General features: G+C 42.1%; 9 protein-coding genes. 3 read left to right on the top strand and 6 right to left on the bottom strand.

Translation table 11 applies throughout. The features are described 5' to 3' along the window. Nucleotides 1–56: 56 nt before the first annotated feature. Both AB4185_RS09165 and AB4185_RS09160 read right to left on the bottom strand, forming a co-directional pair. Nucleotides 57–587, bottom strand: a complete 531-nt coding sequence (locus tag AB4185_RS09165; protein WP_372135362.1) for a hypothetical protein — start codon at nucleotides 585–587, stop codon at nucleotides 57–59. A 581-nt stretch (nucleotides 588–1,168) separates the two neighbouring features. Next, nucleotides 1,169–3,493 carry an adhesion domain-containing protein gene (locus AB4185_RS09160; RefSeq protein WP_372135361.1) on the bottom strand — a complete coding sequence of 775 codons (2,325 nt, stop codon included), beginning with the start codon at nucleotides 3,491–3,493 and terminating at the stop codon, nucleotides 1,169–1,171. A gap of 368 nt (nucleotides 3,494–3,861) precedes the next feature. Between AB4185_RS09160 and AB4185_RS09155 the strand changes: the two genes are divergently transcribed. Together AB4185_RS09155 and pyrC are read left to right on the top strand one after the other, a co-directional pair. Further along, nucleotides 3,862–4,020 carry a YqaE/Pmp3 family membrane protein gene (locus AB4185_RS09155; RefSeq protein WP_017059962.1) on the top strand — a complete coding sequence of 53 codons (159 nt, stop codon included), beginning with the start codon at nucleotides 3,862–3,864 and terminating at the stop codon, nucleotides 4,018–4,020. Between the two features lie 192 nt (nucleotides 4,021–4,212). Next, nucleotides 4,213–5,241, top strand: a complete 1,029-nt coding sequence (gene pyrC, locus AB4185_RS09150; protein WP_102363018.1) for a dihydroorotase — start codon at nucleotides 4,213–4,215, stop codon at nucleotides 5,239–5,241. Between the two features lie 116 nt (nucleotides 5,242–5,357). On the opposite strand, the gene AB4185_RS09145 is transcribed toward pyrC, so the two are convergent. Further along, on the bottom strand, nucleotides 5,358–6,263 hold the full coding sequence (locus AB4185_RS09145) for a DUF808 domain-containing protein (RefSeq protein WP_017105610.1): 906 nt from the start codon (nucleotides 6,261–6,263) through the stop codon (nucleotides 5,358–5,360). A 175-nt stretch (nucleotides 6,264–6,438) separates the two neighbouring features. Between AB4185_RS09145 and AB4185_RS09140 the strand changes: the two genes are divergently transcribed. Beyond that, complete coding sequence (locus AB4185_RS09140; RefSeq protein ID WP_102363017.1) at nucleotides 6,439–7,365, top strand: M14 family metallocarboxypeptidase; 927 nt, start codon at nucleotides 6,439–6,441, stop codon at nucleotides 7,363–7,365. Nucleotides 7,366–7,566: 201 nt separating this feature from the next. Here the strand turns inward: AB4185_RS09140 and AB4185_RS09135 are convergent, their stop codons facing one another. The 3 genes from AB4185_RS09135 to AB4185_RS09125 form a co-directional block, all read right to left on the bottom strand. After that, nucleotides 7,567–9,174 carry a BCCT family transporter gene (locus AB4185_RS09135; RefSeq protein ID WP_009845765.1) on the bottom strand — a complete coding sequence of 536 codons (1,608 nt, stop codon included), beginning with the start codon at nucleotides 9,172–9,174 and terminating at the stop codon, nucleotides 7,567–7,569. 495 nt (nucleotides 9,175–9,669) lie between these two features. Continuing rightward, nucleotides 9,670–10,242, bottom strand: a complete 573-nt coding sequence (locus AB4185_RS09130; protein WP_009845766.1) for a malate synthase — start codon at nucleotides 10,240–10,242, stop codon at nucleotides 9,670–9,672. Between the two features lie 235 nt (nucleotides 10,243–10,477). After that, nucleotides 10,478–11,398, bottom strand: a complete 921-nt coding sequence (locus tag AB4185_RS09125) for a cache domain-containing protein (RefSeq protein ID WP_102363016.1) — start codon at nucleotides 11,396–11,398, stop codon at nucleotides 10,478–10,480. Between the last annotated feature and the right edge of the window lie 11 nt (nucleotides 11,399–11,409).

Here is an 11,409-nt window from a genome sequence, read left to right as displayed (position 1 = left end):
CTCGAAAAACAAGGCACTTAATTAATTAAGTGCCTATCAAATAATGAGATTTTTTCTTATGGCAAAGTTGCAATCATATCAACGTTAACGATAACTTCTGAACCAGCAATATCATCTGGAGTTGAGTGTGCTGTATCGTTAGCAACATACAGTTGAATCGTATCGCCTGCTGAAAGTTGAGTTGAAGCTAAGTAGTCAGCTGCAGTAAGTTCCGTCGCTGAAAGGTTATCGCCAACGACAATGTTAGGCTGTACTTCACCCATTGAAGCTGGAAGCACATTTACTTGTGATACCGTCCAGTTAGCTGGAGTTAAAGCCCCAAGCACAGCCCCCGTGTAGTCATGCGCTTCCAAAACAACTGGTTTAGTCGTTGCGAACGTACCGTCAGCGTTCACCTGTAACGTACCAACAAAAGAAGCAGAGTCTTCACTACCGCCCGCACCAGTAACAATGATGTCACCGTTGGATACAAAACCAGGAACAAAGCCGCTGAATACTGCAGAACCAGTAGAGGTATCGCCAGGTGCAGCAAAAGCCGGAACAACAGTAATTGCAGACAATAATGTAATGAGTGTTAATTTTTTCATTTTATTTCCTTTAATATAATATAAGCATTGCGTTAGCCTCTTGCTAAACAGCAGGCATATAATATTAAAATAACTACGTTTTAGGTTAGCACGTTGGAATTATTTATAGTTAAATATGCCTAGTCGATATATCGCCGACTAGTTCATTTATCTAGGGAATAAGATCTGTACAATAAATACTTTCAGTTACACTAAATTGGATATCATAATAACCATTATCAAACTTTGAGAAAGGTGTTTCAATTGGATATGAGAAGGGGTAACGCTGGTGACTATCTGAGTTATAAAAATGAGCATCATAACTATTTTATTATATTGCTTTATATAATATTAATTATGACCATCACAAGTTAAACTACCTAAATCGTAACCTAAGTTATTATAATCTAGCGTTTAATTTACAAGTGATGTCTTTAGTTGGGGAAATAGAGTGAGACGGAGAATTTACCTTGCGGTTATTAATTAATAAATATCAACATGACAATAACACGTAAATAATTCGCATTAAAAATGCCAGTAACATCGCTACTGGCTTACTAAAGATTTTCAACCTACTTTAAAAGGAGACAGACTCATAACTATCATCTATAGCATGATAAAAAAACGTGTACTTGGCTACCAAAGTAATTAAAGTCGGCCTCAGGAGTATCTTCAGGACCTCTATAATACGTGATACCACCGTTTTCACTGGTTGGTTCCACGTAATTATTAATGTAAAACTTATAGAGCAAACCATTTCCTCGGAACCAAAACTCATCTAGGTAACCGGAATGTGAATATATACGACCTGCAGGTATGGCTTTATATGCAGGGTCTGCATTCCAAGCGCTAGCAAACCGAAGTGCAATAGTTGACGAGTCAAATTCTTTCCACCCACCACCATCGAAGTTTATTGATGAGCAGTAATATTGAGTCTGGCTGCTATCATATCCAGACTCTATAAAGTTCGCGTCATCTGCGTTATACCCATAACTGTTGAGTAACGAATACGTATAATCGGCAGTATCATTCGGAGCAAAAATCGAAGTATTATTATCACTATAGCGGAGTACTTGTTCTCTCGTTAACAACGGAAGAAATTCACTTCCTTCATATGAAGTTATACCCAAAGGTGCGAGTAAAGTAACGTTCAAGTTATCACAAAATGAGTCATAGCAAGCTTCAATATTAACATTAAATTGAGGTTCAGTATTTGCGGTAGAATACGCTGTCAAGATACCTGTATGTTCATCAAAGGTACTAACGTTCAACTCAGTTACTGTCCAATTGACATATTCGGCTGGAACTTGTTCCATTTGGCCAATTGAGTTAGTTATAGTCGCCTGATATAATTCATGTTTATCTAGCTCTAAGTCACGTTGAATCGAAGTCACACCATTTAAACTGATAGATACTGGGGTGATTTCTGGGATATAATAAGTATTAGTACAAAGAACATAATTTACCTCTTCATTATTACTAGCAGTGACTGAACCATCAAATAGATTGACTAGTGTTGTGGTAGTTTCATCAACCTGGTCACTAGTCCAATACGGTTTGTCATTTGGATATCTATAGTCTGTAAATATTTGACCATCAGGCTTCCAAGCATAAAGCTCTTGCAAATCTACTTGATTCGGTAAAAAAGCACCTCTTGCAGTACAAATTGCTTCAGCAACACCTTTCGAATGCGCTACGGTTGTTACATTATCGACGGCATTGGTGCCATCTCCTGTTCCTATTATTTCGAATTCAATACTCGCAGTTTCTGCCTGCTCCATAGTTAAAGGTGGAGTAACAGATTGATATACATTGCCTTCATTAAAATCAATTATCGGGTATAAGTCTTCGGATTTTAACTTTATTATCCCGGTGGCATAGCCTCCTTTGTTATCAGAGACAACGTAAGTGATATTGTGATAGCCAGAATTAGAAGTAGTAAACGTGAAAATAGTGTCATTGAACAGATTACCATCTAAGTTAGCATCTTCTATAATGGCAACATCAGCATCGTAAGCATAGACATCAATTAATTGTAATGAATCACCATTAGGATCAGAAATGAGACTCAAAACGTCAATTGTGACCGTTTTCCCGTATGGAACTTCTGACACTATTTTTAAGGTATCAGGATCGGTAAATGTCTGTATATATGTAGAGTTAGCTATTGGAGCACCATTTACTGTTGTTGAAACTGCAATATCCAGGCTACCACTAAGAACATTTACTCCATCACTATAGCTATATAAAACCCTCTCAACTCCGGATTCAAGTCCAGCACCTGGAGTATACTCTATAACGTTATTCGCGGGATCAGATACTGCTGATGAAAGCGTTGAATCGCTATTAGGCAAAGTTAGCGTCATACTAAGTGTATAGCGACTCGTGTCGACCTCGTACCCCAAATTTGCTAACTCGTCCTTCACGTTCACCGAAATGGGTGTTCCAGTTGAAGTTGCAGATGATATGGGTATTAATTGTTCACTGTTTTCAGCTATAGCGATTCGAGCTGTAGCCTCACTATAGCCATCATAAGATATCGCTGTTGACATTCTTGACACAGAGGATCCAACACGAAATCGGTAGTCACATAGGTTTACTTGCGTTGCTTTAATATAAAAACCATTTTGGTCGTTAGAAACCACATCGCAATGATAGTCAGAATTAAGGGATTCAACATTCAGCAGAGCAACAGGTGTCCCATCAGAACTTTCCATATTGTTGGAGAGATCAACATAAAAAGTTTCACGAGGTTTAGTGTGCTGCATGGTATCTTGAACGGAGTAAAGTACGTTCGATTGAGCTGGCCTATCTGGGCTATCTGGGCTCGAAGTAGAACCAACTCCTGAATCACCATTACAACCTGAAACAGCCAAGATTAAAGCTACCTGTAACAAATTAGCCTTCTTTGACAACACATCTAACATATCGTTTGACCTTTTTAAAATTTAACCTTGTAGCATACGAATTCTACATTCGATTGCGATGTTATCTTTTTGCAACTGGATATGTTTAGCAAATATGCAAAATTGACTCTTGGAAATGCCTAGTCATAAAATCACGGCCAAACTTCAAATGATTAAATGTATATCTTGATGGGAATACTGATTATAAGCATTTGGTTATAAATAGATAAACTGGTAGGCATTAAACACTTGATACTAGGCTAGTATCTTGAGATGTTTAGCTTTCTATCTTGATACATTAAGGCAGCAATGCAGTAACACTCTCGAGACGTTCTATAATATGAACACGTTTACCGCATTGAACTTTCATTGAATAAAAAGGATTTATCATGAACAAACTCGTCATTATCATCTTATGTGTACTGCTTCCGCCTGTTGGCGTGTTCTTCGCTCGCGGCGCCGGGAAAGATTTGGTGATTAATATCATTCTTACTTTCTTCTTCTGGGTTCCAGGAATGATCCATGGTCTGTGGGTAGCCACCCGCTAACCCTTATTAACAAATAGATACCGAATAAAATATCCATAAAAACAAGCTCCTAGCCATGAAGAGTTAAAAATAGGATGAAATGAAAGTACTTTTCCACTATCATCCTGTCGCCTAAACGTAAGCGATTGCTTTCACAGATTTCGCTGAGTTTAGGCTCCAACTACATAACACTTCAAATGGTGGGAGCCTTCAATGACACAACTTACGATTACTCGTCCTGACGACTGGCACGTTCATCTACGCGATGGCGAAGTATTAAAAGATACAGTCCGCGATATCAGCCGCTACAATGGTCGAGCGTTAATCATGCCAAACACCATCCCACCGGTAACCGATACCGAAATGGCTCTTGCTTACCGTGAACGCATCATGGCAGAGCAGCCAAGTGAACAGTTCCAGCCTCTAATGGCACTTTACCTAACAGACAACACTACTCCTGACGAAATTCGCAAAGCGAAAGAATCTGGCGCTGTTGTAGCGGCGAAGCTATACCCTGCTGGCGCGACGACAAACTCGGATTCAGGCGTAACTTCAGCTCAAAAGATTTACCACGTGTTAGAAGCGATGCAAGAAGTGGGTATGTTGCTGCTTGTACACGGTGAAGTAACGGCTCACGATGTTGATATCTTTGACCGTGAAAAAGAGTTCCTAGACACGGTTCTAGCACCGATTGTTAACGACTTCCCTAACCTCAAGATCGTTCTAGAGCACATCACGACTGCAGATGCAGCGACTTTCGTTAAGAACGCTAACGAGAACGTAGCGGCAACCATCACAGCTCACCACTTGCTTTATAACCGCAACCACATGTTGGTTGGCGGCATTAAGCCACATTTCTACTGCCTACCTATCCTTAAGCGCAACACACACCAGTTAGCACTTATCGAAGCGGCAACAAGCGGTAGCAAGAAGTTCTTCTTGGGTACAGACTCAGCGCCACACGCAAAAGGTGCTAAAGAGTCAGCATGTGGTTGTGCAGGTTCTTACACAGCACACGCTGCGGTTGAACTGTACGCTGAAGTATTCGATTTAGAAGGCAAGATAGAGAACCTAGAAGCGTTCGCGAGCCACAATGGTCCGGATTTCTATGGCATGCCACGTAATGCAGACACCATCACTCTTGTTAAAGAAGAATGGAATGTTGCTGAAACCATGCCTTTCGGTTCAGACATTGTTGTGCCAATCCGTGGCGGCGAGACGATTGCTTGGTCTGTAAGATAAGCGCTTGGGCTGTTAAATAAACGCCCTCTATTTAACGAAAAGGGTCACCATAATAATTATGGTGACCCTTTTTTGTTTCGATGAAAGACTGTCTTCTTATAAGAAATAATGAACGATTACTTACCGCGCATTTTTCCAATCGCAGTCCAAACAGCAACGACAATCAAGCCAGCTAAAACCCCAATCACACCGTTTAATAGCGTCGGAACCACCGCTGTCGCAATCGTATGTCCACTAAAATCCATAATAATCGGTTCAATTAAATGATGAATCGCAGGAACGTTGTGTACCACAATACCGCCACCAACCAAGAACATCGCAGCTGTACCGACCACAGCAAGCATCTTCATCAGCTTTGGTGCAAAGGCGACTAACCCATTACCCAATCTGGTTTTAATGGTACTGCCATTCGATGTGCGCTGGAGATAAAAACCTAAATCATCCAACTTAACGATCCCTGCCACTAAGCCATAAACACCAATCGTCATCACAACGGCTATCAAACTCACGACAAGAATCTGAGTAAGGATACTTGTACCCGTTACGGTACCTAGCGCAATCACAATGATTTCCGCAGATAATATGAAGTCGGTACGAATCGCGCCTGAGACCTTTCTCTTCTCATATTCCTCTATGGATTCGCCAGTACTCGTATCCTCTTCCTTCTCGTCATGTTGATGAGCATGAGGAAAGAGCTTCTCTAAGATTTTCTCCGCCCCTTCAAAACAAAGAAACAGACCACCAATCACGAGTAGTGGCATGATCAACCAAGGGATGAACGCACTGATCAATAATGCCGCCGGAACCAAAATCAGCTTATTTTTAAATGAGCCTTTTGCGACCGCCCATACCACTGGGATTTCTCTTTCAGCAGAAACACCTGATACCTGCTGAGCGTTAAGGGCTAAATCGTCACCCAATACGCCTGCGGTTTTTTTAGCTGCCACCTTAGACATCAGTGCGACATCATCCAACACGGTTGCAATGTCATCTAGCAGTGTTAATAAACTTGCTCCAGCCATTTTATTATCTCTTTTTAAAGGATTGAACCATCGATGAAATGTAACATCATCAATTCACTCATCAAAGTTATGAGTCTGTAAAAAATAAAGTCACAAGTTGTGTTTTCTATTGCTGTCTCTGTTAGACAGGAATAATCTGTCTTAATCTTTCACGAACATAAAAGAAAAAGTATAGATGAAAAGTGAATCTACCTACCCAATTGGTAAGCCAGGACAAAAGTGGCAACAAGCAGAACGTCAAGCATGGTTAGCTCAAAGAACGGTTAAGCGTGAATACCAACAAGAAGTTGTGCCAAAGATTAAAGCACTTGCAGACCGTTTTGATATCGAACAATACGGTGCACTGAGCTACGACCAAGCTCGCTTCCCACTTTTCGCAATTAAGAGCAAAAACTGGGATGAGTCAAAGCCGACCATTCTCGTTACAGGTGGCGTTCACGGTTACGAAACCAGTGGTGTGCATGGCGCTATCAAATTTGCAGCGACCCAAGCAGAGAAATACGCAGCGCACTTCAACATTGTAGTAGCACCTTGTGTAAGCCCTTGGGGTTACGAGGTGATCAACCGCTGGAATCCAAATGCTGTTGATCCAAACCGCTCTTTCTATGACGGTACACCAGCAGAAGAATCAGCAAACCTACGAGCTTTAGTGGCCTCTTTGCCAGAAGTATTGGTTCACGTTGACCTACATGAGACGACAGACTCTGATGAAACTGAATTCCGACCAGCACTCGCGGCTCGTGATGGTATTGAGTACATCGAAGGTATGATTCCAGATGGGTTCTACACGGTTGGCGATACAGAAAATCCGCAACCAGAATTCCAAGCGGCAGTAATTGCTTCAGTAGAAAAAGTAACGCACATTGCGCCTGCGGATGACGAAGGCAAGATCATTGGTTCAGACGTCACTCAACACGGTGTGATCAACTACCCAATGAAGAAGCTTGGCTTATGTGGCGGCGTGACCGACTGTAAGTACGGAACAACCACAGAGGTTTACCCAGACAGCGACAAAGTGACTGACGAAGAGTGTAATGACGCTCAAGTTGCTGCTGTAGTCGGTGCTCTGGATTACGTTATTCAACATGAATTGAACGCGTAAGCTATTAGCTAATAGCTGCTCCCTAAAACTAAAAAGAGCCACAAGTGACGATTCACTTGTGGCTCTTTTTTGTCTTTTCTACTTGTCTTTGATTTCTTCTTGGGCATAAAAAAGCTCCCTTGCACACAGTACAAAAGAGCTTTGAAATAACGCTGAATAAGGAGTAATTAGCGAACTATATACTCCCCATACTCGATTACTTTATTTAGCGGTTTCACTAACGTTTTCTTGTCCTTTATCTACTTCAGTCAGTAGACCTTTCAACAAGCTAAAACAGCCAATCAGAAGAATGATCGTAAACGGCAGTGCAGCAATGATCGTGATCGATTGCAGAGCTTGGATAGATTGAGTACCACCAATCCACAGCATTACCATTGCGATAGCACCTGAGATAACCGCCCAAACCACTTTCTGTTTAACAGGAACTTCAAGCTTACCACCCGCCGTCATGCCATCGATAACGATAGAGCCTGAGTCCAGCGTTGTAACGAAGAACACAATGATCAGTGCGACTGCGAGAACTGACAGAATGCTACCGAACGAGTAAGCATCTAGCATGTAGAACAAGCTTAGAGATACGTCTGTAATGCCTTGGTCGAGGCCAAGTTGTCCCACATGGTTAATTACTTGCTCGATAGCTACGCCACCGAAGATCGACATCCAAGCCGACGTTACCAATGTTGGGATAATCAGTACGCAAAGTAGGAACTCACGAACCGTACGGCCCTTAGAAATACGCGCTACGAACATACCGAAGAATGGTGCATACGCAACCCACCATGCCCAGTAGAACACAGTCCAGCCATGCAGCCATGTTGTGTCTTCACGACCCGCACTTTGGCTCAAAGCTACGATGTTTTTCACATAGCCCGTTGCCGCAGTCGCCACAGAATCAAGCACTGTCGTAAAGTTCAATACAGCGATAAGACCAAGGAATACGAACGCAATAACCATGTTCAGGTTACTTAGGAACTTAACACCACCGTCCATGCCACGCATAACAGAGATGATCGCCAAGCCCATAATCAAAACGATAATAGATTGCTGAAGGTAGATGTTGTTTTCCAAGCCAAACACGTGGCTAATACCACTTGCTGCTTGAGTACCACCTAGGCCTAATGAAGTCGCAAGGCCAAACAGAGTAACCAGTACCGTTAGTACGTCGATCACATCACCTGTTTTACCCCAAACTCGTTCACCCAGTATTGGGTAAAACACAGAACGCATTGATAGCGGTAAGCCTTTGTTGTAAACAAAGTACGCTAGACAAAGCGCCGTCATGCCATAGATAGCCCATGCATGAAAACCCCAGTGGAATACGGTTGCACCTAGTGCCAGTTCACGGCCTGCTTCTGTAAAAGGTTCCGCATCCAATGGTGTGCCGAACCAGTTAGTGAAGAATGCGGTTGGCTCAGCAACACCCCAGAAAATAAGCCCGATACCCATACCGGCTGCGAATAACATCGCAATCCAAGATGACATCGAATAGTCCGCCGTCGCGTCTTCGCCACCTAGGCGAATCTTACCCAACGGTGAAAATGCTAGAACAACAGCAAACGCTAGCATGATGTTAGCTCCCCACATAAACAGGAAGTCAAACTTTGATAAAACAGCCCCCTTAATAGAATCAATAGCAGCTTTAGCGTCTGCTGGAGGAAGAGCAAGAAGAGTGATGATGAAGAGAAGAGATAAGCCTACTGAGGCTATGAAGACGGTGTTGTGGACATCCATGCCCCATTTACTGACGTTATCTTGACCAACTTGATAGTCAGTAGAATCGATACTGTATTTTTTTGATTTAAAACTCATAAATTATGATGTTCACATATCCGAATCAACGAATATAAGGACGCTCTCCATATCCAATTACTACTTGATTGGCTCGCCGCACCACCTAAATAAAGGCGATAAAAATCACAATGGTTGGTGATAAATGGACTTACTGGCTCAATCCCAAGGCGCGTATTATAGCACAGGTCGAAGCATTTTGACTGAGTTTTAGCTCAATAGTTACCCAAGATACCGTTGATAGTGATAGTTAACCCAATAAAAACAGAATAAAATAAACAGACAAAAATCTTAAAATACAATACGTTAAATTAAAATGACGCACCGTAAAATCTCATGCAAACTTTCTACAGATAATATTAACAACAGCCTGATTTATTTATAGCTCTAATAAAAAAGCCCCGCTATAGGGGCGGGGAAATTACCAAAGGTAAAAGAGAAATCAGTATTCAAATGTCAGTGCTATGTCTTGCTGCGCTTCTTGCCACAGAGACTACACATTTCAAAGGCAGTACATTAGATCGCGAAGCAAAAGCCTAGGTTGTAATCTTCGCCATTCTTTTCAGTGAACTCTTTATCTTCACTCGATGCGCTTGGTCGGCCGCTTTCATCACCCTTCACTAAGCTAACCCAGTGGCGAATACCAGAAGAGAGGTTCGCTTCAGTTTGACCAAACGTGGTGCATGTCTCTAATTGAATGTCTTCGATGTTCACCAACTCTAAGTTGCCAGTGCCTTTACGAGCACCTATTGTCACTTCAACATGAGTTCCACTCTCGTCTCGAAATAGAATTGACGATGGTTTAGATTTATCACCCGCATAAGCGACAAAGTGCTTCGCTCTTTTCAGGCCGGTGTGCTCACCGTTTTTGAAGTAAACCTGAACATGTCGATAATCAATCTCGTAGCTCACTGCATCTTCGTGTGAACCCGCCTCTAGAGGGAATAGAGTATCAAGCAACTGTTTCGCCATTTTTTGTTTTTCGAGTTGCTTGTCTGCTTTCACCATTTCTACGGCAAAGACAGCTTCAGCAATAAATGTTGAATGGTTTCTGTGAAGTTCTGTTTTGTCTAGTGTCAGCATATTCATAATCTTTCCCTCTTACGGCTTTGAATTTCATGTAGGTCAAAAATCCTGATTGACCCTTTTCAAATGTGTTCTTTACTGTGTCGCTTCCATGTATTTCATACTACTTGTATTTTTTAAACAATTTCACAACAAAAATTTCACAGTGTGAATTTTACTAAATTGATTTTTTACACAAACCGGAATTTCCGCCCCCAGCCCTTTATCTAATTGGGCTGAGAGCTCATTAGACACACTTTTACGTGTTGTTTGATTTTGTGTAATAACCGACGCCAACCAGCTTATTGTCAATCACTCGATAGTAGGTGTGCTTGGTTTCGACTTTGCTCGACAGGGGATTTAGCCATCGATAGGTGTAAACACCACGGCCATTTTCTTTGGCGAGATTTAACATTTCAGTGAGAATGGGCTTATCGTCAGGGCTTAGAATTTCGTTGTGTGAACGTCCAACAAGCTCAGGGGATACACCATGTGCAAGTAGCTTTCCGGAGCTCATGTCCATCACAAACACATACAAGTCTCCTTCAACAAAGCTACCCTCAGCGTCATTGAACTCAGTCAGGCTCTCTTGTTCTGACTCCACTATCGCTGTCATGGCTCTCGCTAATAAATTCTTTGCCTCAGCAGCACTTGAACGTTCTGGGTAATAACCCACAGCCACGATCACATCGCCCACTCGCTCAAAGAAAGTGGTTTTCGGCTCCCCCATACGATCGGTCGGATTGGTCCAGTGATACTTAACTTCACCAAAACCGTTGTGTACCGCTTTCGTGATCATTTCACGGAAAAATGGATTACCGTAAACGTCCTGAGTGTCTAAAACACTGTCGCCCACCAACACCATTGAAGAACCGCCACTGGCAAGGAATTGGCCATCAATCCCCAAAGCGAATACATACAACTCACCATCTATGTATTCAGCATCGCTCATGAAGTCTTTGACACTCTCATCGCCTTCTTTTTGCACGTGCACTACTGCTTTCGCAAGCAGGGTTTTGGCTCTTCTTTCCGCGTCACTGACCACATGTGGCTCTGAAATATCGAGCACATTGACTGGCTCGTTTTCTTTTGCTGTTTCTGAATGTTCAGCACGCAATCCAATGCCACTGATCACAGCAAATACGGCACAACCAATAAGGATAATTCTTGATATATTCATAGTGACTTCTC

The sequence above is a fragment of the Vibrio sp. 10N.286.48.F5 genome, assembly GCF_041469785.1.
In the GTDB taxonomy this organism is placed as follows: domain Bacteria; phylum Pseudomonadota; class Gammaproteobacteria; order Enterobacterales; family Vibrionaceae; genus Vibrio; species Vibrio crassostreae_C.
The sequence above is the reverse complement of the archived record's forward strand: the minus strand, read 5'-3'. Positions and strand labels throughout refer to the sequence as shown.